Annotated in this window: 18 protein-coding genes and 1 pseudogene; 6 read left to right on the top strand and 13 right to left on the bottom strand. The window is 63.0% G+C overall.

The window, feature by feature from the left end:
• Nucleotides 1-25: 25 nt before the first annotated feature.
• Nucleotides 26-1,426, bottom strand: coding sequence for an MFS transporter (locus ACW4PC_RS20035; RefSeq protein ID WP_455874924.1), 1,401 nt, complete (start codon nt 1,424-1,426; stop codon nt 26-28).
• A 116-nt stretch (nt 1,427-1,542) separates the two neighbouring features.
• Between ACW4PC_RS20035 and ACW4PC_RS20030 the strand changes: the two genes are divergently transcribed.
• On the top strand, nt 1,543-2,508 hold the full coding sequence (locus tag ACW4PC_RS20030) for a LysR family transcriptional regulator (protein ID WP_455874923.1): 966 nt from the start codon (nt 1,543-1,545) through the stop codon (nt 2,506-2,508).
• Nucleotides 2,509-2,659: 151 nt separating this feature from the next.
• A complete protein-coding gene (locus ACW4PC_RS20025; RefSeq protein WP_455874922.1) occupies nt 2,660-3,532 on the top strand; it encodes a cell wall hydrolase in 873 nt (290 codons plus the stop codon).
• Nucleotides 3,533-3,583: 51 nt separating this feature from the next.
• Here the strand turns inward: ACW4PC_RS20025 and ACW4PC_RS20020 are convergent.
• The 6 genes and pseudogenes from ACW4PC_RS20020 to ACW4PC_RS19995 all read right to left on the bottom strand — a co-directional run bounded on the left by ACW4PC_RS20020 (nt 3,584) and on the right by ACW4PC_RS19995 (nt 9,562).
• Nucleotides 3,584-4,298: pseudogene (locus ACW4PC_RS20020) on the bottom strand (L,D-transpeptidase).
• 176 nt (nt 4,299-4,474) lie between these two features.
• The gene (locus tag ACW4PC_RS20015) at nt 4,475-5,281 is read right to left on the bottom strand and encodes a L,D-transpeptidase (RefSeq protein WP_074066993.1); all 807 of its coding nucleotides are present in this window, start codon (nt 5,279-5,281) and stop codon (nt 4,475-4,477) included.
• Between the two features lie 116 nt (nt 5,282-5,397).
• A complete protein-coding gene (locus ACW4PC_RS20010; protein ID WP_039846664.1) occupies nt 5,398-5,619 on the bottom strand; it encodes a hypothetical protein in 222 nt (73 codons plus the stop codon).
• 41 nt (nt 5,620-5,660) lie between these two features.
• Complete coding sequence (locus ACW4PC_RS20005) at nt 5,661-6,587, bottom strand: alpha/beta hydrolase family protein (protein ID WP_455874921.1); 927 nt, start codon at nt 6,585-6,587, stop codon at nt 5,661-5,663.
• A gap of 93 nt (nt 6,588-6,680) precedes the next feature.
• Entirely contained in the window at nt 6,681-8,327 is a 1,647-nt protein-coding gene (locus ACW4PC_RS20000) for a cisplatin damage response ATP-dependent DNA ligase (protein ID WP_455874920.1), read from the bottom strand.
• 224 nt (nt 8,328-8,551) lie between these two features.
• Complete coding sequence (locus ACW4PC_RS19995) at nt 8,552-9,562, bottom strand: ligase-associated DNA damage response exonuclease (RefSeq protein WP_455875073.1); 1,011 nt, start codon at nt 9,560-9,562, stop codon at nt 8,552-8,554.
• A 135-nt stretch (nt 9,563-9,697) separates the two neighbouring features.
• Here ACW4PC_RS19995 and ACW4PC_RS19990 point away from each other — a divergent pair, with 135 nt between their 5' ends.
• The 3 genes from ACW4PC_RS19990 (at nt 9,698) to ACW4PC_RS19980 (ending at nt 12,846) form a co-directional block, all read left to right on the top strand.
• On the top strand, nt 9,698-10,672 hold the full coding sequence (locus ACW4PC_RS19990) for a glycerophosphodiester phosphodiesterase family protein (RefSeq protein ID WP_455874919.1): 975 nt from the start codon (nt 9,698-9,700) through the stop codon (nt 10,670-10,672).
• 92 nt (nt 10,673-10,764) lie between these two features.
• Nucleotides 10,765-12,090 (top strand): TIGR03808 family TAT-translocated repetitive protein, encoded by a 1,326-nt coding sequence (locus ACW4PC_RS19985; RefSeq protein WP_455874918.1) that lies wholly within the window; start codon nt 10,765-10,767, stop codon nt 12,088-12,090.
• Nucleotides 12,091-12,186: 96 nt separating this feature from the next.
• Nucleotides 12,187-12,846 carry a glutathione S-transferase family protein gene (locus tag ACW4PC_RS19980; protein ID WP_455874917.1) on the top strand — a complete coding sequence of 220 codons (660 nt, stop codon included), beginning with the start codon at nt 12,187-12,189 and terminating at the stop codon, nt 12,844-12,846.
• A gap of 21 nt (nt 12,847-12,867) precedes the next feature.
• Here ACW4PC_RS19980 and nadC read toward each other — a convergent pair whose 3' ends face one another.
• The 5 genes from nadC to ACW4PC_RS19955 form a co-directional block, all read right to left on the bottom strand.
• Nucleotides 12,868-13,731, bottom strand: coding sequence for a carboxylating nicotinate-nucleotide diphosphorylase (nadC, locus tag ACW4PC_RS19975; protein WP_455874916.1), 864 nt, complete (start codon nt 13,729-13,731; stop codon nt 12,868-12,870).
• A gap of 1 nt (nt 13,732) precedes the next feature.
• The gene (locus ACW4PC_RS19970; RefSeq protein WP_455874915.1) at nt 13,733-15,271 is read right to left on the bottom strand and encodes an L-aspartate oxidase; all 1,539 of its coding nucleotides are present in this window, start codon (nt 15,269-15,271) and stop codon (nt 13,733-13,735) included.
• The gene (nadA, locus tag ACW4PC_RS19965) at nt 15,268-16,239 is read right to left on the bottom strand and encodes a quinolinate synthase NadA (protein ID WP_455874914.1); all 972 of its coding nucleotides are present in this window, start codon (nt 16,237-16,239) and stop codon (nt 15,268-15,270) included. The genes ACW4PC_RS19970 and nadA overlap by 4 nt, the downstream gene beginning before the upstream one ends.
• Nucleotides 16,240-16,308: 69 nt before the next feature.
• Nucleotides 16,309-17,196, bottom strand: a complete 888-nt coding sequence (locus ACW4PC_RS19960) for an NUDIX hydrolase (protein ID WP_455874913.1) — start codon at nt 17,194-17,196, stop codon at nt 16,309-16,311.
• Nucleotides 17,197-17,300: 104 nt separating this feature from the next.
• On the bottom strand, nt 17,301-18,197 hold the full coding sequence (locus tag ACW4PC_RS19955; RefSeq protein WP_455874912.1) for a LysR substrate-binding domain-containing protein: 897 nt from the start codon (nt 18,195-18,197) through the stop codon (nt 17,301-17,303).
• Between the two features lie 142 nt (nt 18,198-18,339).
• On the opposite strand from ACW4PC_RS19955, the gene ACW4PC_RS19950 reads away from it, so the two are divergent.
• Nucleotides 18,340-18,522 carry a hypothetical protein gene (locus tag ACW4PC_RS19950; protein ID WP_455874911.1) on the top strand — a complete coding sequence of 61 codons (183 nt, stop codon included), beginning with the start codon at nt 18,340-18,342 and terminating at the stop codon, nt 18,520-18,522.
• A gap of 175 nt (nt 18,523-18,697) precedes the next feature.
• Here the strand turns inward: ACW4PC_RS19950 and ACW4PC_RS19945 are convergent, their stop codons facing one another.
• Nucleotides 18,698-19,318, bottom strand: coding sequence for a glutathione S-transferase family protein (locus ACW4PC_RS19945; protein WP_455874910.1), 621 nt, complete (start codon nt 19,316-19,318; stop codon nt 18,698-18,700).
• Between the last annotated feature and the right edge of the window lie 81 nt (nt 19,319-19,399).

Raw genomic sequence — 19,399 nt, 5'->3', positions numbered from 1 at the left:
CTTTAAGCGCGGGCGTTCGCAGATTTTACCCGGCCGCCTGATAGGCTGCGGCTCGCAAGTGCGACGTCCTCGGACCGAGGGCGGCGAGAAGCACGACCGCGACGGCAAGCAACGCCGTGAAGGCGACGCCTGCCACATAAGGGTCCCAGCCGAAGGACGGCGCCGCGCCGAAGACCGCGGAGGCGGCCGCAAGCACGATGCCGCCGCCGATCTGGAAGGCGGCAAAGAGCATGCCGGAGGCCAGGCCCGATTTGTCTTCCTCGACATCAGCGAGTGCCGCGACCTGAACGGAGGGATAGGTCAGCGCGTAACCGAGGCCGAGCGGGACCTGCGACAGGACGACGAGCAGGATCGGATTGATGTCACCGACAGCCGCGACCCAGAAGATATAGCTTGCTGCCTGAAGCGCCACGCCGAGCGCCATGAGGCCTGTGGTGCCGCGGTTCTGTGCGATCGCGGCAAAGCGTGGCGCCAGGAACATGACGAAGACACCGCCTAGAGCGAAGCAGAAGCCGGTGCTGAAGGCCGACCAGCCGAGCTCGTTCTGGTAATAGAGCGTCGCGATGAACTGGAAGCCGACATAGACGCCCTGAAAAAGGGCGGCGACGGCATTGGCATGGCTGAGTTTTGCCCGGCGGAACATCGCAAGCGGCACCATCGGATCGGCATGCCGGGCCTCAACGGCAAGGAAGAGCAGGATCAGGACGGCCGCCGCAGTCAGTGCGCCCCAGGTGGGAAAGGCGCTCCAGCCGTTGGCTGCGGCGTTGGTGATGCCGAAGACGAAGAGCAGCAGGCCGGGGGTGATGGTCAAGGCGCCTGCCCAGTCAAAGCGCAGACGGTCGGCTCCCCGGCGCTCGTCTGCGGGCAGGACGAATGGTGCGATCGCCAGCGTGAGGATCGCCACCGGAGCGCCCATGACGAGCGTCGCCCGCCAGCTGAAAATGGTGGCCGCACCGCCGAGCACCATGCCAAGCACGAAGCCGGCGGCGCCGGTGGAGGAGAAGACCCCGAGCGCCTTGGCGCGGGCGCTGCCCTCCCCGAAGACGGAAAGCAGAAGCGACAAAGCGGCCGGTGCAGTGAAGGCCGCGGCGATGCCCTTGATCAGACGGGCGGCAATCAGCGTCGGCCCGCTGTCGACAAAGCCGCCCGCGATACTCGCAGCTGCAAAGACGGCAAGCGACCAGAGAAAGACGCGGCGGTGGCCGAAAACGTCGGCAACGCGGCCGCCGAGCAGTAGGAAGCCGCCGTAGCCGAGGACATAGGCACTGACGGCCCATTGCAGCGAAGTTGCCTGCATGCCGAGTTCGGCCTGAATGGCGGGAAGTGCGACGCCGATGGTCGAAACGTCCATGGCGTCAAGGAAATTGGCGGCGCAGAGCAATAGCAATGCCAGCCCCGCCCCTCTTCGAGATTGTGTGAGAGTCATCGAGATCGTTCCTTTTGCTGCCGCGCTGGTTGGGAGGAAGCGGCAGAGGAACGAGAAAATGATCATCTCCGAAACCTATTGCAAATTGATAGTAACCATGCCAGGTATTACTGATAATGATGAATGACGCGATCCTTCGGAAAATCGACCTGAACCTCCTGCTGGCCTTTTCGGTGCTGATGCAAGAACGCAATGTCAGCCGCGCGGCCGAGCGGCTGCTGCTTGGCCAGCCGGGACTTTCGGCGGCGCTGCGGCGGCTGCGCGAAGCACTCGACGACGAATTGTTCGTCCGCGTCGGACGCGGCCTGCAGCCGACGCCGCGCGCGCTTGCCATCGCGCCGGCAATCGAGGATGCGCTTTCCGGCATCGAGCGGGCCATCCGCCCGCCCGCCGCCTTTGACCCCGCCAGCTGGAAGGGCGAATTCCGCATCGGCCTGTGCGACAATCTCGAATCAGCCTTCTTCGGTCCGCTCGCGGCGCGCCTGCGGGAACTGGCGCCGGGCGCCCGGCTGGTCGGTGTGGCCTTCCACAAACGCGACGCCGCACGCCGGCTCGATGAGGGCGCTTATGATTTCAGCGTCTCGATCCACGACGAGCCCGCCTCCTGGCATATCCGCGATCCGCTCTTCGACCAGTGTTCGATCTCTATCTACGATCAGAAGCAGCTCAGGTTGAAGACCCCGCTGACCCTTGAGGACTTCGCCAAGGCAGACCATGTCGGCGTCTCGTTCGAAGGCAGCAATGGCTCGACCAATGTCGATATCGCGCTTGCCCGCCTGGGGCACAGCAGGCAGGTGGTGGCCACCGTGCCCCGCTTTTCCGCCTTGCCGACGGCTCTGCGGGCCATGCCGGCGATCGCGACGATACCGGAATTGATCGCCCGCTGCATGGCGCAATTGCATGGGCTAACAGTTTCAGTGCCGCCAATCCCGCTGCCTGCCGAACCGGTCACGATGCTTTACCGCCGCGTCGACCGGGCGGACGGACGCTCCGTCTGGTTCCGCCGGCTCTTCATCGACGTTGCCAGTGCCGCACTCGAAGCATCCGGCTGCCGGATAGGCATTTCCAGGGCGGCCGCCTAGCGAATTAGCCGATAGAGACCTCATCTTCCTTTTGAAATATAAGGCTTTTTTCGTAATTCACGAAATGTGTTTGGAATATTTACGAACGTGAGGTAAAAACGTTTTCGCGACGTGATTTGGGCTGGACTATCACAATAGGAGGCACCGGCCGTTGAGGGCGCGATACGCATTGGGCAAAACCATCTCCGGGATTTTCTTCGCCGGACTGGCTGCAACAGGGTGCACGACGGCCGCCAAGGCGCCATCGCCGACTGCACGTCCTTCTTCCACCGCGAAAGCAGCATCAGCCAAAGTGACTTATAATTACACGGCACGGGACCGCGATTGTCTGAAGCGCGCCATGTACTTCGAATCCGAACACTCGGATCGCGATGGCTATATGGCGGTCGGAACCGTGGTCATGAACCGGCTCACATCGCCCGCCTATCCCGACACGATTTGCGAGGTCGTAGCGCAGGAAAAGCAGTTCGCACCCGGCGTCATGACCAGGGTCGTCGACCCGAAGGCCGGACCGGAACTTGATTCCGCCGTGGAGGGAATCTTGCGCGGGGAACGGCATCCCGGCGTGCAGAACGCCATGTTCTTCCACACCGACGGCCTGAAATTCCCCTATCGCAACATGCATTATGTCGTCGAGGCCGGCGGCAACGTCTTTTATGAAAAGCGCGGCAGGGACGGAGCCTTGCAAACGCCGGCACCTCTGCCGGCCTATGAAGTCGCAATGAACTACGTTTCCGACCCGCGGCTATCAGGTCCGGTTCAGTTCGCAGGCGTGCAGCCGTTCGCGACGTCCACACAAATCGACGTGTTGCTCCCGGAGAAGGGGCCAATCCCGAGGGCCATGCCCGATGTGGCATCGATACCGGATGCCACCACGACCTCCGCCATTCCGGCCGCTCCCCCGGCATCGACGGCCCCAGGCACGGTCATGCCGCCCGAAGGATCGCCAATCGCACTGCCGACGCCCCGCCCCGCCTACAACAGCGCAGGACTGGCTGCCGGCCATCTGCCGGCGGGCGGCTGAGGCCGATCAGAAAGACTTCCTTCCGAAGCGGAAGGAAGTCGAGTTCATTCATCACTGCCAGACGACGATCGGCGTCTTGTTCGGCACGCGGTCGTAGAGATCGATGATATCCTGGTTCAGCAGGCGGACGCAGCCGGACGAAACGGCCTTGCCGATCGACCGCCATTCCGGATTGCCGTGCAGGCGATAGAGCGTATCCTCGCCATTCGAGAAGATATAGAGCGCGCGCGCGCCGAGCGGGTTCAGGAGGCCAGGCTCCATGCCGCCGCGTTCGATCGAATACTTTGCGAGTTCCGGCTGGCGGGCAACCATCTCATTCGGCGGCTTCCAGCGCGGCCACTTCTGCTTCCATTGGATGACGCCCGTTGCCAGACCAGGCAAAGCCTTGGCGTCCGATGCCGACGCCGTAGCGCATCGCTGTCCCGCCCGGCTGGACGAGATAAAGGAAGCGCGACGGCGTATCGACGACGATCGTGCCTGGACGCTCGCCTGTCGGGTCGATGACCTGCTGGCGATAGTAGCGCGGATCGATCTGCTGGTAGGGGACGGCGGGGATCAGGAAGCCGCCGTCCTCGATGGGACCGTATATCACCTCAAGCTCGGCATCCGTGGGAGCGGGCGTCGTCTCGAAAGGGCGTGGGAAACGGAAACCGACGGGCTGGACGCTCGGTGCCGAAGTGGAAGCGCAGCCGGCGAGCGCGGAGGCCGCCGTCAAAGCCGAAAAGGAGAGAAAGTTGCGGCGGGAGAGAGATTTTTCGAGACTCATGCGCGGGACGGATTTCCTTCTGTCGCGGGGAGAGCCGGCATGCGGCACGCAACCCCGGTTGGTTCATTCAACGCCGGTGACGAGTTCGGAAATCTATCTGCCGCTGCCAAATAAACCATACCCTCACGAAGTCGTGTCCCCATGCGGACAGACGATATCGCCGCCCTGTTGCGCCGCTACATCACAACGATCTCGGCCTTGGCCGGAACGCGGTCGTAAAGGTCGACGACGTCCTGGTTGAGCATGCGCACGCAGCCCGACGAGGTCGCCTTGCCGATCGATTGCCAATCCGGTGTGCCGTGCACGCGATAGAGCGTATCCTGGCCGTCGTTGAAGATGTACATGGCGCGGGCGCCAAGCGGATTTCCGAGGCCAGGATTCATGCCGCCGTTTTCGGCCGAGAAGGGGCGGATATCCGGCTGGCGCGAGACCATTTCGGCAGGCGGCGTCCAGCGCGGCCATTTCTGCTTCCACTGGATGACGCCGCGGCCCGACCAGGCGAAGCCTTCCCGGCCGATGCCGACGCCGTAGCGGATCGCCTTGCCGTTCGGCTCGACGAGATAGAGATGGCGGGCGCGCGTATCGACGATGACAGTGCCCGGCTTTTCCTGCGTCGGGTAGTCGACTTCCTGACGGAGATACTCGGGGCTGACGCGGCTGACCGGAATGGCCGGCAAAAGGAAATCGCCATCGCGAAGCTCGCCGTACAAGGCGGCGTTCACCGGATTGGTGACCGGCAGGCCGTAGGTCTGGTTGAATTGCGTCGAGTAGAGATCGCGCACCTGCGGCACCGGCGGATCGGGGATCGCCCTTACCTTGCGCGGATCAACGCCCGGCGGCTCATAGAAAACCGGCGAAGTCTCCTGCACGAAGCGGGCCGGATCGGTCGCGCCCGTATCAGGAACAAGAACGTTGCAGCCGCTGAGGCCAAGGACCGCCACGGCAAGGCCGGCAAAGGGAAACACCCGGCGCGAAAAATCCATAAACCCACCCTTTATCCATTGTCAGCGCAGCGATATCTGGCGGGAGGATGGCATTTGCGGCTGGCGTGAAGCTGGCGTCAGCACCGGAAAACTTGCCGGCTTCACGAGACTGGACATCACACGAGCACAACGCCGTGGCCGTAGACGCTCGCCAATTCGCGCACAAGCTGCGCTTCATGTTCGGTGAGCTTGCGAACATCCACAAAGCGCCAGTTGCGCTCATAAAGGGCGAAGGCTTCCTTTGCGGAAATGGCGCATAGAGGATCGCGATCCATCAGGAGCGATTTCAGCTCCGGGAAGTCGTTCGGAATGATCTCGTCTGCCATTTGCGCCATCATGCGTCCAATATAGACCGTCGCGGCGAAAATTGAAGACGCGTTCAAGCGGCCACCCCACGGAAAAAACGGATGCTTTGCTCAATCTCGGCCGGCAGCGCGGAGGTGTGGTTGCCGGCCACCCTATCGGTCTCGATGCGGATACCGGCCGCACGGGCGCGGGCGGCGAGCAGGCCGGCACGGTCGTTGAATTGATCCTCTTGCGTGCCGTGAACGACGTGGACGGGGCACTTGAAGCTTTGCGCGTAGCAGAGCGCCGAGCGGACCTCGAATTCGTGCTTGTTGCCGTCGTCGAAGCGGATGTCCTGCGGGTAGCGATTGAAGAAGCGGAAGGCGTCCGGATTGCCGGAAATCGGGGCGGCGGCGCGGAAACGGTGCGTGCTCATGGCGGCAAGCATAGTCAGCGTGCCGCCGATGCTGTGGCCCGCCACAAACAGCCGGCTTGGGTCGACACCCGGCAGATGCGCCAGCCGGTCGGCGGCGGCAAGAACGTCGTCCACCTCGTCGTAGAAGCCGGAAAAATTGCCCATCTGGCCATTTTCACCGCGGACAGACGGCATCAGCACCACGAAACCTGCCTCGGCATAGGGTTTCAGGAGTTGCCACTGGCCAGCACCCATGGCATTGCCGCCATGAAGGAAAAGCACGCCGGGCTTTGCGTGGTGCCCGCGCTTGTATTTGCTGACCCAGGCCGCCAGTTCGAGCTCGCCGCCAGCGCCCGAGCGGTAGAATATCTGCTCGCCATCCTGCGGCGTGGCCAATGCCTCGTATTTGTCCGGCGCTGGCCCCTTCTGCAGCAGCTTCGTGCGGAAGCGGCGGCGAACCTTGGCATAGTCGTGGGTGATCAGGCGCGGCTGATCCGGAACGTTAAAGGCGGAGGCGGCGCGGGGAAGCATGATGGCACCCGCGATACCGGCGAGGACAGCGCGCCGTTGGCGGAAAAAGGCATTTCGATCGTCGTCAAAGGACATAACACAGCACCCGATAGCCCCCCGGGGCACTCAAATATCTGCACCAGAACGGCATTTCGGCCAATACACATTGCGTTGAAATCCGGCCCTGCGTCATTGTCGCGCAGGCGGGCCTATTCCACGGCTTTCATCGATCATCGCGACCAGCGTTTCGAGGCGGTCTGCCTCATAGGAAGGCTTGTCCGGCCGGAGCCGGGAGATGCGCGGAAAGCGCATCGCCACACCGGACTTGTGCCGCGTCGAGCGGTTGATGCCTTCGAAGGCGACCTCGACGACGAAGCCGAACTCCCGATCTGCGCGCACGGCACGAACAGGACCGAAACGCTCGATGGTGTTGTTGCGGACGAATTTATCGAGCAGCTCCAATTCCTGATCGGTGAAACCGAAATAGGCCTTGCCGACAGGCACCAGCTGTTCGCCGTCCGGCGTCTCGGCCCAGACACCAAAGGTGAAATCGGAATAGTAGCTCGAGCGCTTGCCATGGCCACGCTGGGCATACATCAAGACGGCGTCGACGTTGTAAGGATTGCGCTTCCACTTGAACCACGGGCCCTTCATGCGGCCCGCCTGATAGATGCTGTCCCGCCGTTTGATCATCACGCCCTCGATCACCGGGTCGGGCGGCGACGTCCGCAGCTCGTCCAGTTCCTCCCATGTCGAAAAGGCGACGAGCGGCGAGAGGTCGAACCGATCGTGCGGCGCCTGCTCGATAATCTCCGAGAGCCGGTCGCGGCGGTCGATGAAGCTATGGCCGCGCACATCCTCTTCGCCGTCGAACAGCAGGTCGTAGGCACGGATGAAGGCCGGGTATTCGTCGAGCATCTTCGCCGTCACCGTCTTGCGGTTCAAGCGCTGCTGAAGGTCGGAAAAGGTTCTCGTCGGGTTGTTCGAGCGTGCGGTCCCGCCGACGAGCAGTTCGCCGTCGAGCACGCCGTTGAAGCTGATGGACTCCAGAATATCCGGGAAGGCATTGGAGATGTCGTCGCCGGAGCGTGAATAGATCTTGCGCGTTTCGCCGGAGCGGGAAAACTGGACCCGGATACCATCCCACTTCCATTCCGCCGCATAATCCGCCGGGTCGAGGCTGGTGAGATCGTTGTCTTCCACCGGATGGGCGAGCATGACGGAATGGAAGATCGCGGGCGTCGCGAGCACTGGCTTGCCGCCCCTGCCCTCGAGCCATTCGAAAAGTGATTCATAGGGCGGCTCCAGACCGTGCCACAGCGTCTCGATCTCGATCACGTCCTTTTTACCGAGATCGGACAGCGCCTGCTTGGCAAGCCGTGCCGAGACGCCGATGCGCATGGCGCCGGTGGCAAGCTTGATGAAGGCGAAGCGGCCAGACGGATCCAGCCGGTCCAGCGTATCGCGCACGAAACTGCGAACCTCGGTGCGGCCGAGCGAATTCATGCGGGTGATGACCTCGCCGAGGCGCGGCTGGACGAAGGCGGAACGCTCGATGTCCTTTTCGTTGTCCCAGACGAGCGAAATCGTTTCGGCGAGGTCGCCGACATAGTCGTAGGAGTAGCGGAACAGCACCTCGTCCATCCGCTCAAGCGTCAGATCGCGGAGCATGGCAGGCTTGACGTTGCGCACTTCGAGCGTGCCGGCGATCGCCGCAAGGCCATAGCCGCGGTCCGGGTCGGGTGTGTCGCGGAAATAGTCGGTCAGGAGCTTCAGCTTGCCGTTGCGGCTGGGCGTCAGGACGAGACGGTCGAGGAGGTCGGCGAAGGGTTTCATGGGGCCGCTCCGACCGGTCGAGAAGCCATTTCTTCTGAAGACCCCTCCCCAACCCCTCCCAACAAGGAGGAGGGACTTAGACGCCGTGCCCACCGCGTTCCATTCGCAACGATGCAGCATGAAGCGACGCTGTATTGGGGCGAAAGAGTGCCGCATCGTAACCCCTGCCCCTTGTGGTCAGGGGTTGGGGGAGGGGGCGTTGCGAATAGTCCCACACATGTTCCTCAATCCCCCTCGTCCTCATAACCCACCAGATGCAGCGGCCTCGCCTTGATGCCCTGCAGTTCGCACCAGCGCACGAGCGCTTCCTCGCGGCCGTGGGTGACCCAGACTTCGGCGGGGCTGAGTTCGGTAATCGTCTCGGTGAGTTCGGGCCAGTCGCAATGGTCGGAGATGACGAGCGGCAGCTCGACACCCTGCTGCTTGGCGCGCTGGCGCACCATCATCCAGCCGGAGGCGAAGGCGGGGAGCGGTTCGTTGAAGCGGCGCGCCCAGCGATCGGCGAAGGCTGACGACGGACCGACGACGACGGCGCCTTTGAAGGCGGATTTGTCGCGGCTTTCAACGGTGGCCGGCAGCAGGTTGCCGAGGTCGATGCCCTGCCCGACATAATATTCGCAGAGCCGTTCCATGGCCCCGTGGATATAGATCGGCTCGCCGTAACCGGCATCGCGCAGCAGACGGATGACGCGCTGGGCCTTGCCAAGCGCATAGGCACCGATCAGATGCGTGCGCTCCGGAAACTGCCGGAGCGAGGCAAGCAGCTTGCCGATCTCCTCCATCGGATCGGGATGATGGAACACCGGCAGTCCGAAGGTCGCTTCGGTGATGAAGACATCGCAGGGCACCGGCACATAGGCCGCACATGTCGGGTCCGGACGGCGCTTGTAATCGCCGGAAACGACAATGCGGGTGCCGCTCTTTTCAATCGCGATCTGAGCAGAGCCGAGGACATGGCCTGCCGGATGGAAGCTTACCTTGACGCCGTTCAAATCCAGCTCTTCGCCGAAGCCGACGGCCTGCTCGCTGCCACAGAACCCGTCGCCGCAGCGCAGGCGCATGATGTCGAGCGTCTGGCGCGTTGCGAGAACATGCCGGTGGCCCGGGCGGGCATGATCGGAATGGCCATGAGTAACGAGCGCCTGCTCCACCGGTCGTACCGGATCGACATAGAATCCGCCCTGCGGGCAATAAAGCCCTTCGGGAGCCGGAAAAAGAAGAGCATCGGGTCGCATCATCAACGGGAAGATAGCGGGAAATGGGCGGAGAGCCAGTAGCTTACCGCAATTCCGTCTGCCTGCCGCCGGCTGCCGCAGATCGACCCGAATCTCGCCTTAGCGATTCGCCACATTCGTTGGGAGGGAACCGTTTTGAGAAAGAAATTGCGTTATAGCATAGCGGCAACCGCCGTCTTCGCCGCAGCCGTTTATCTGAACAATACCAATCTTTTGGCATCGCACCGGGAGGCCAAGCCGGTGCTGCTGGCACATCGCGGGATCGCGCAGCGTTTCGACGAGCGCAATTTGACGAACGACACCTGCACGGCGGCGCGCATGCTGCCGCCGAAGCACGACTATCTGGAAAATACCATCCGCTCGATGCGCGCAGGCTTCGATCTGGGTGCGGATATCGTCGAGGTCGATGTCCATCCGACGACGGATGGGGAATTCGCGATCTTCCACGACTGGACGCTCGACTGCCGCACGAACGGGCACGGCGTCACCCGCGAGCACGCGATGGCGGAAATGAAGGCGCTCGATATCGGCTACGGCTATACGGCCGACGGCGGGAAGACCTTTCCTTTCCGAGGGACCGGCATCGGCCAGATGCCGACGCTTGCCGAGGTGCTTCAGACGTTTCCGGACAGGCGGCTGCTGATCAATGTCAAAAGCCGGGATCCGTCCGAGGGCGAGAAACTGGCTGCCGTCCTCAACGCCCTGCCCGCCGAGCGCCGGGAACTGATCATGGTCTATGGCGGCGACGAGCCCGTCGAAACCATCCGCCGCCTGGCGCCGGACATCAAGACGGCATCGCGCGCAAGCCTCAAAGCCTGCCTGCTCGGCTATATCGGCTACGGCTGGACGGGGATGGTGCCGCAAGCCTGCAAGAACACGATGATGCTGGTGCCGGTCAATATCGCTCCGTGGCTCTGGGGCTGGCCGGACCGTTTCCTCAATCGCATGGAGGCTGGAAACAGCGTGGTCTTTGCGCTCGGCCCTTATCGCGGCGGCGATTTTTCGACGGGGATCGATACGCCCGAAATGCTGGCAAAGCTACCTGCCGATTATTCCGGCGGCATCTGGACGAACGAGATCGAGGCGATCGCCAGGCTCAGGGAAAATTAGGCTCCCCAAGATACTTCGCGGCAAGGATTCTGTGTCAGAACATATATTCGTTTGGCACGAATGATGTCCTATGGACGGCGAAAGGCTCCTTGATGTATCTGCGGCGCGATATGCTCGGCTTTGTCGGTGCGGCTTTGGTCCTGCCGATGGCCGGTCGCGCCTTCGCTACGTCAAAACCGCCCGCACTGCGCGGGGCGCTGGATGCATCCGGCGCGGCAAGGAGCGGGCTGCAGGCTCTGATTGACGAGGCGGCACGCAGCGACACGCCGCTTTATCTTCCGGCCGGGACGTATGAAGCTTCGAACCTCGTGCTACCGGACAATGCCCGCATTATCGGCGTTCCGGGTGCGTCGCGGATTCGTCATCAAGGCAGCGTCAATTCGGCGGAAGGCGCCCGGCGGATCGAGCTCTCCGGCATCGTCATCGAGGGTAGCGGCGGGATGAGCGGCGAGGACAATAGCGGCCTCGTGCAGTTGACCGGCATTGCCGACGTGCAGATCGACAACTGCGAAATTGCCGAGGCCGGCAAGCATGGCCTGCGCCTGGAGCGCTGCGGCGGCCGGATCGAACGCAGCCGTATTTCAGGGGTGGCGCAGGCCGGTATCTTCGCAGTCGATTCCACCGGGCTTGCGATCACCGGAAACACGGTTGCCGATTGCGGCAATGGCGGCATCCTCGTGCACCGCTGGGAAAAGGGCGAGGATAGCACCGTCGTTACCGGCAACCGCGTTACGCGCATTAGGGCGGATGACAGCGGCACGGGGCAGAACGGCAACGGCATCAATGTCTTCCGCGCCGGAGGCGTGATGGTGGCAAATAACCAGATTGCCGATTGCGCCTTTAGCGCCGTGCGGGCCAATTCCGGCGACAACGTGCAGATCACCGGCAATCAATGCCTGCGCTCCGGCGAGACGGCGATCTATGCAGAATTCGATTTTCAAGGCGCCGTCTTATCCGCCAACCTCGTCGATGGTGCTGCGAACGGCATCTCGATCGCCAATTTCAACGAAGGCGGAAGGTTAGCCACCGTCATCGGCAATATCGTGCGGAACCTGCGGCGCGACGGCCCTTACAAATCCGAGGTCGGCTTCGGCATCGGAATTGCCGCCGAAGCCGACACGACCATCTCGGGCAATATCATCGAAGAAGCGCCGCTCTGGGCGATGCAGCTCGGCTGGGGGCCGTATCTGCGCAATCTCGTTGTCACCGGAAATGTCGTACGCAAGACGCCTGTCGGCTGTGCGGTCTCGGTGGCGGAGGGTTCAGGCACGGCGGTGATCACCGACAACGTGTTCCAGGAAATGACCGAGGGCGCAGTCTTAGGCTTCGAATGGGAAAAAAAGGTGTCCGGGGATCTTACGCAAGCGGGGAGCGAGCGATACCCGCATCTCACCATCGAACGGAACCGCATCAGCTAGGACGCATCAAAACCTTTCATTGATCCATCAGGACCAGCCGCTTTCGCTTCGCCCGGCCGCGCTCTAATTTGCGCGCAACGTTCAAGGGGGACAAGCATGCTGACAATCTACGGCGTTTACCGTTCGCGCGCTGCGCGCGTCTACTGGACGGCAGAGGAACTCGGCATCGCCTTCACCTCCGTTCCGGTGATCCAGGCGAAGCGGCTTGCCAATCCGCTGGCGCCGGACGCACCGATCAATACGCTCTCGCCCGAATTCATCGCCATCAATCCGATGGCGCGGATTCCCTCGATCAAGGACGGCGAGCTGGCGATGCACGAGTCGCTGGCGATCAATCTCTATCTCGTGCGCAAGCACGGCGGTCCGATTTCCGGCAAAACCGTCGAGGAGGACGGTTTGCTGACGATGTGGACCGTCTGGGCGCTGGCCGAACTCGAGCCGCATACGGTAAAGATCGTCGTGACCTATGACAACGAGCACGAAAACACCGAGGCCGGAATGGCCACGATCGACGTCGCCTGCCGCTCCATGAAGCGCCCCCTCGCCGTGCTGGAAAAGCACCTCGCCACCAAGGAATGGATCGTCGGCGACCGCTTCACCGTTGCCGATCTCAACGTTGCGGAAGTGCTGCGCTATGGCCAGACGGAACAGGCGCTGTTCGACGCTCATCCGAAGATTAACGCCTGGCTGAAGCGCTGCCAGTCCCGCCCGGCCTATCTCGCCATGCAGGCGATACGCTCGAAAGAGCCGGTCTGAACCAACGACAGGTCGATCACCCTATTCCGATTGGCTGGATTTCCAATCGAGCCCGATGTCCAGCGTCGGCGCGCTGTGCGTCAGCCAGCCGACCGAGATCAGATCGACGCCGGAAGCGGCAATCGCACCTGCGGTTTCCGGTGTCACCCGCCCGGAAGCTTCGGTGATCGCACGGCCGGCGACGATTTCAACCGCCCGGCGAAGCTGGTCCGGGGTCATATTGTCGAGCAGGACGGCATCCACGCCGGTCTCCATCGCTTCACGCAACTGGTCGAGCGTATCGACCTCGACTTCGATCTTCACCATATGACCGGCACCGGCCTTGGCCCGGCAAATGGCCTCGGCGGCGCCGCCGGCAATGGCGACATGATTGTCCTTGATCAGCACGGCATCGGAAAGCGCGAAGCGATGGTTGACGCCGCCACCGGCGCGCACGGCATATTTCTCCAGGGCGCGCAGTCCCGGCGTCGTCTTGCGGGTGCAGGCGACCGAGGCATTCGTACCGCCGATCGCGGCCACGATCCCGGCCGTCACCGTGGCGATGCCCGAAAGATGGCCGAGAAAGTTCAGCGCCGTCCGCTCTCCGGTCAAAATGGCGCGCGAGCGACCTTCGATCGTGGCGATGACGTCCCCGGGTTTCACCGCCGCGCCGTCCTCGACATGAGGGGTCATGATGATCGCGGGATCGACAAGCTCAAACGCCAGCGCGGCGGCGTCGAGCCCGGCGATCACGCCCGGCTGGCGGGCCACCATGACGACCGTGGAGCGGTGATCCTGCGGAATGACGGCAGCCGAGGTGATATCGCCAGCAAGGCCGAGATCTTCCAGCAGCGCATTGCGGACGGGCGGCTCGATCAGCAGCCGCGGCAGGGGAACAAGCGTCATGTCAGGCACTCCTGGCAAGGGGGTCGGATGCAACGGCCCGCGCAAAGCTTAAAACATGAGGAAAATTCATCTTTTGGCGCTTGGCATGCACGTGCTTGAGCGGAAAATCGGTTCGGGCATGGGCGCCGCGCGACTCCGTCCGCAGCGCCGCAAAGGCGGCAATCAACAGCGCGACAATGGCAGGATCCGTTGCCGGCCCCTCCTTCTCGACGAAGGGCAGGAGCGCGCCGATCGCGCCATGGATCGTACCACCGTTCCGCAGCACGCCCAGATGGGCGGAGACAATCCGCCGGATCGGCGATGCGTCGGGTTGCGGCGGCAGCGGTTCGATCACTGTTGGCCGCAGGGATACGGTCGTGTCGGCGATATCCCGGGCCGATCGCATGCCCATGACTGCGGCCTCGAGCAGCGAATTGCTGGCAAGGCGGTTGGCGCCGTGCAGGCCAGTCGATGCTGCTTCGCCGGCGACCCAGAGGCTATGGACGGAACTGCGGCCGTTCTTGTCCGTGGCGACACCGCCCATGTGGTAATGCACGGCCGGTGCAACCGGGATCAGCTGCCGCGCCGGATCGACGCCAGCTTCGCGGCAGAGAGTATCGATCACCGGAAAGCGGCTTGAAAAGCGAGTGCCGAGGGCCTCGCGCGCATCGAGATAGACCTTGCCGCCGCGGGCGATCTCGGCGCTGATCGCGCGCGCCACCACGTCGCGCGGTGCAAGTTCCTGAGCAGGCTGACCCGCCATGAAGCGCTCGCCGCGCTCGTTGACCAGCATAGCCCCTTCGCCGCGCACCGCTTCGCTGACGAGCGCCAGCGGCCGGCGCTTCGAGCGGAGTGCCGTCGGGTGGAATTGCACGAATTCCATATCTGCAAGCACGGCGCCTGCCCTTGCAGCGAGGACGATTCCCTGGCCGAAATTGATGACCGGATTGGTCGTCGCCTCGTAGAGGCCGCCGAGGCCGCCGGTTGCCAAGAGGACATACGGCGTCGGCACGATGAAAGCCTTGCCGCCGGACGCGCAAAGGACGCCGCCGATCGCACCGTCTGCGAGCGCCAGACGCCGGACTTCGAAATTGGCAAGCACGGTGATCGACGGCGTGGCCGAGACGGCTCGTACCAGCGCGCCAATGATGGCGGCACCCGAGCCGTCGCCTTCGGCATGTACAATGCGCGGGCAGGAATGAGCGGCCTCCAGCCCGAGCGCTAGCCGACCTTCGGCATTCCTATCAAAGCGGACGCCTAATTTCTCAAGCGCCGCGATCACTGCTGGCGCTTCGCTCACGATTCCGGCGGCGGTCTCAGGATCACATAGGCCGTCACCGGCAGCAAGCGTATCGGCAAGGTGCAGGTCGGCGCTGTCATCCGTGCCGATGCTTGCTGCGATGCCTCCCTGGGCCCAGGCGCTCGAGGTCTCGGCGCCCAGGGCGGCTTGCGTGATCAAAACGACCGGCTGCGGCGCCAGCGTGAGCGCCGCCATCAGCCCGGCAATGCCGCTGCCGACGATGACCGGGCGGCCGGCAAGATGGGTGAGGATTTCGGTCATATCGCCAGCATCCTTTCCACGGCACGCCGCGCGGCAACCGCAATGGCGGGCTCGACGGTGACTTCGTGGCGGTTTTCCTGAAGCGCCGTGCGGATGTTCGAAAGCGTGATCCGCTTCATGTGCGGGCAGAGATTGCAGGGCCGGATGAATTCGACATCCGGATGGTGCACGGCGACGTTGTCGCTCATCGAACATTCGGTGAGCAGTACGACACGCGCCGGTCGCTTCTTCCCGACATAGTCGGACATGATGGCGGTGGAGCCGGCGAAATCCGCTTCGGCGACGACATCCGGCGGACATTCCGGATGGGCGAGCACGGTGATGCCCGGATAATTTTCCCGAAGCTGGCGAACATCATCCGCGTTGAAGAGCTCATGCACCTCGCAGTGGCCATGCCAGGCGATGATCTCAACGTCGGTTTCCTTTGCGACGTTGCGGGCAAGATATTCATCCGGGATCATCAGCACGCGCGGCACACCAAGCGATTCGACCACCTGCTTCGCATTGCCCGAGGTGCAGCAGATATCCGAGGCGGCTTTCACCGCCGCCGAGGTATTGACATAGGTGATCACCGGCACGCCGGGATGGGCCTGGCGCAGCAGCGCGACATCCTCCGGCGTGATCGAATCCGCCAGCGAGCAACCGGCGCCCATGTCGGGAATGAGCACCGTCTTTTTGGGATTAAGCAGCTTGGCGGTCTCGGCCATGAAGTGGACGCCGGCAAGCACGATCACCTCGGCATCCACCTCGATCGCCTTGCGCGCCAGCGCCAGGCTGTCGCCGACGATATCGGCAACGCCGTGGAAGATCTCCGGCGTCTGGTAATTGTGGGCGAGGATGACGGCGTTGCGGCGGCGCTTCAGATCGAGGATCGCTTCGACATCGTCCTGGAAGGTCAGCCATTCCGCCTTGGGGATGACGCGGCTGACACGGTCATAGAGAGAGGACGCGGACACGGGAGAATTCACGGCGAGCTCCTTTTATACTCGAAACGAGTATTTCTAGGACAAACTAATTATTCTCAGATTGAGTTTATGTCAAGCGCGGGAGAGCGGGAGTTTCGAGCCGGACAGCGCGCGTTCTTCGAGAACGGCATGCCGGTAGCGAAAGAGCTTCGCCGGGCGGCCGCCGGTTTCGCTGGCCATCTCGCCGGTTTCCTCGATCAATTGCTGCTGATCGATCAGCCGGCGGAAATTCGGCTTATGAAGCGCAAGGCCCGCCAGCGCTTCGACGCTGCGCTGAAGCTGCAGCAGCGTGAAGCTCTCCGGCATGAGCTCGAAGACGACCGGGCGATACTTGATCTTCGCGCGAAGCCTGGCTATTCCGGTCGCGAGAATCCGCCGGTGATCGGCAAACATCCGGCGGCCCGGGTTCTCCGCCACGGTTACGCCCGCCTCCGCCACCAGACCCGCCTCGTAAAGCAGTTCGTAGCGTTGCAGGGCGAGATCTTCGTTCCATGCGGCGCCATCCAGGCCGAAGGTAAAGGCGATCCGGCGCTTGCGGTTCTGCTGGCGAGCGGCATCCGTCGCTTCCCAGCGCCGCAGCCGGTCGACAAGCGCGTCGAAGACCGGCGGCTTGCCTTTGCGGTGATCCTCCCACGGAAAATATTCGTACCAGCTATGCCAACCCGGCGCCGGGTGCTCCCGCACCAGCCCCAAATAGCTGATCGAGATCGTCCGTCCACCGAGGATCTCGTTCTGCCGGTCGCGGTCGGCGAAGGTATAAAGCTGTTCAAGATAGCCAACCGGATGCGCCGTCTGCTCCTGAACCCACTCCCGCAGCCCGCTCTGCAGCGTGCGGTGCCCCATCTCGAAGGATCCGGATGGCAGCGCCTCGCCAGTCCTGACGGTCATGACGCGCGGGTCTTCGTCGGTTACGGCGGCGAGGACCGCGATCAGTTCTGCGTGTGCGACGCCGATGGGCACTGTGATGGATCGTCCTCTGCAAATGTGGTTTTAGCGAACAGCTTTGCCACACGAGCTATACAATGCCAATGCCAGCGAAGCGCAGCCCGCTGGCAGTCACGCCCTTAAGAAAAGAGCTTCACCGTTCCGGCCATCTCCTCGCGGATCCAGGCCTTGAAGTCCCGCACCTTCTTCGGCTCGCGCGCGCCTTCGGCTGTCACGAAATAATGGCCGAAACCGGTTTTCGCGCGGATGCCGAAGGGGACGGCGAGCTGGCCGGCCTGCAGCGAATAGTCTGCCAGCGTCTGCCAGGCGAGCATGACGCCCTGCCCGGCGATGGCCGCATCGAGGCAGAGCGAAGCGTCGTTGAAGACGTGGCGCGTCGCCGGCGCCGAACCTGAGAGGCCCGCCTCCTGCATCCAGACCTCCCAGCCGAACATGGCGCGGCCATCGATGACGGCCGGCAGCTTCCGGATATCGGCGGGCTCCTTCAGATCGCGCGCCATCTGCGGTGCGCAGACCGGGAATACTTCCTGCTCCACAAGCAGTTCGGCCGTAACACCGGGCCACTGCCCGGCACCGACGCGGATGCCGATATCGACGTCGGATGTCGACAGATTGACGAGGCATGTCGTCGCATCGATGCGCAGTTTGACATCCGGAAAACGCGCGGCGAAGCGATCGAGCCGCCACACCAACCAGCGGGCGGCGAAGACGGGTGCCACAGAGATCGTCAGCGTCGCGTCGTCCCGGCGCTGCGCGATCGAGACGGCCTGCGACATACGGTTGAGGCCCTCCGTCAGTGCGGCAAGCACCGGCGCGCCCGCTTGCGTCACCACCATGCCCTTCGACGTGCGCTCGAAAATCAGCTGATCGAGCTGCGCTTCGGTCTTGATAACCTGCTGACTGACGGCACCGATCGACACCCCAAGTTCTTCCGCGGCAAGCTGCAGCGAACCGAGACGCCCGACGGCCTCCAGCGCGCGCAGCCCGTTCAAATGCACCGAGTTGAGATTCCGCATATATATTTTCTATAGCGCGTCGCTGATAATCTCAATTGAAAATGTTCCTCATGGCTCCGATATTGAGGCGGAGCACCTGTAAAGGCGAGGTTTTGTCGCCGACACACTGTGCATTTCCGAACCAAAGAAAGCGAGGCATGCAATGTCATTGCTGAAGTTTTTCTTGAGTAAGGCATCCGGCGCGAAGGCTCCTGAGGCCGACGATCCGCTGTCGCATCCGGAGATCGCCGCAATGTCGCTGCGGCAAATGGCCGATCTGCCATTAAACTATCCGGCGCCGAAGCCCACGCGATATGAGACGCGGCCGCTTTCGAAATGTGCATGATTGCTGCTGGGGTCTTTTGCGCAGACAACGGCAATGGATTGGATGCCGCCGGCCCTCCTTGCACCTCATTCCTGTCCTTGTGACAGGCAACTCAGCCACGGCGAGGGTTGCCCGCATGAGCCACCCCCATCTCCTCTCGCCGACCGACATGATGAGGAGGGAGTAAGGGACGCCCTCATCCCTTTTCAATCGTCAGCGCCCGCTGCACCGCCGGGCGATCCATCATCCGGGCGTAGTGGGCGGTGGCCTTGGCGAAGCGCATCGGGTCGACGCCGTCGCCGCGCAGCCAGCCGGTCATCGTGAAGAGATAGGGATCGGCGACGGAATACTGCTCGCCCATGACCCAGGGGCCGGCGAGCATCGTCTCCTCGATGAGTTCGAAGCTTTCCGTCATGGTTTGCGGCACCTTGGCCTGCATGGCTTCGTGCGCGGCGGGATCGTCGGCCCAGCGGGAACCGCGGCGCTTGTGCGCATGGTTCACATGCACGGTCGAGCAGAGGTAGCTGTTGAAGGCCTGCAGGCGGGCAAACTCGAAGAAGTCGTCGAGCGGCGCGAGCTTGGCCGCCGGGGCGGTCTGCGCGATATAGGCGAGGATCGCCGGCGTTTCGGTGACTATGCCGCGATCGGTGACGAGGGCGGGAACGCGGCCCTTCGGGTTGATCTTCAGATATTCCGGCGAGCGCTGCTCGTTGTCCTTGAAGCTGATCATCCTTGCTTCATAGGCAAGGCCGGATTCCTCCAGCGCGATGAGACTTGCCAGCGCACAGGTGCTTGGCGCGAAATAAAATGTCAGCATGGTCGAGACTCCGTTTCGGGAATTTTATATAGCGCAGCCGTCACGCCCTGCCCATGGCGGAAATCGGGGCCGTTGCCGGCC

It is taken from the genome of Rhizobium yanglingense, assembly GCF_977109285.1.
This window is presented reverse-complemented; position numbering and strand designations above follow the sequence as displayed.

Coding starts and splice junctions, on each gene's coding strand:
- ACW4PC_RS19980 (WP_455874917.1), top strand. CDS start 12,187: ATGCTGACAATCTACGGCGTTTACCGTTCGCGCGCTGCGCGCGTCTAC.
- ACW4PC_RS19970 (WP_455874915.1), bottom strand. CDS start 15,271: ATGACCGAAATCCTCACCCATCTTGCCGGCCGCCCGGTCATCGTCGGC.
- ACW4PC_RS19950 (WP_455874911.1), top strand. CDS start 18,340: ATGTCATTGCTGAAGTTTTTCTTGAGTAAGGCATCCGGCGCGAAGGCT.
- nadC (WP_455874916.1), bottom strand. CDS start 13,731: ATGACGCTTGTTCCCCTGCCGCGGCTGCTGATCGAGCCGCCCGTCCGC.
- ACW4PC_RS19995 (WP_455875073.1), bottom strand. CDS start 9,562: ATGCGACCCGATGCTCTTCTTTTTCCGGCTCCCGAAGGGCTTTATTGC.
- ACW4PC_RS20000 (WP_455874920.1), bottom strand. CDS start 8,327: ATGAAACCCTTCGCCGACCTCCTCGACCGTCTCGTCCTGACGCCCAGC.
- ACW4PC_RS20030 (WP_455874923.1), top strand. CDS start 1,543: ATGATGAATGACGCGATCCTTCGGAAAATCGACCTGAACCTCCTGCTG.
- ACW4PC_RS19945 (WP_455874910.1), bottom strand. CDS start 19,318: ATGCTGACATTTTATTTCGCGCCAAGCACCTGTGCGCTGGCAAGTCTC.
- ACW4PC_RS20015 (WP_074066993.1), bottom strand. CDS start 5,281: ATGGATTTTTCGCGCCGGGTGTTTCCCTTTGCCGGCCTTGCCGTGGCG.
- ACW4PC_RS19985 (WP_455874918.1), top strand. CDS start 10,765: ATGTATCTGCGGCGCGATATGCTCGGCTTTGTCGGTGCGGCTTTGGTC.
- ACW4PC_RS20005 (WP_455874921.1), bottom strand. CDS start 6,587: ATGTCCTTTGACGACGATCGAAATGCCTTTTTCCGCCAACGGCGCGCT.
- ACW4PC_RS20010 (WP_039846664.1), bottom strand. CDS start 5,619: ATGATGGCGCAAATGGCAGACGAGATCATTCCGAACGACTTCCCGGAG.
- ACW4PC_RS19955 (WP_455874912.1), bottom strand. CDS start 18,197: ATGCGGAATCTCAACTCGGTGCATTTGAACGGGCTGCGCGCGCTGGAG.
- ACW4PC_RS20035 (WP_455874924.1), bottom strand. CDS start 1,426: ATGACTCTCACACAATCTCGAAGAGGGGCGGGGCTGGCATTGCTATTG.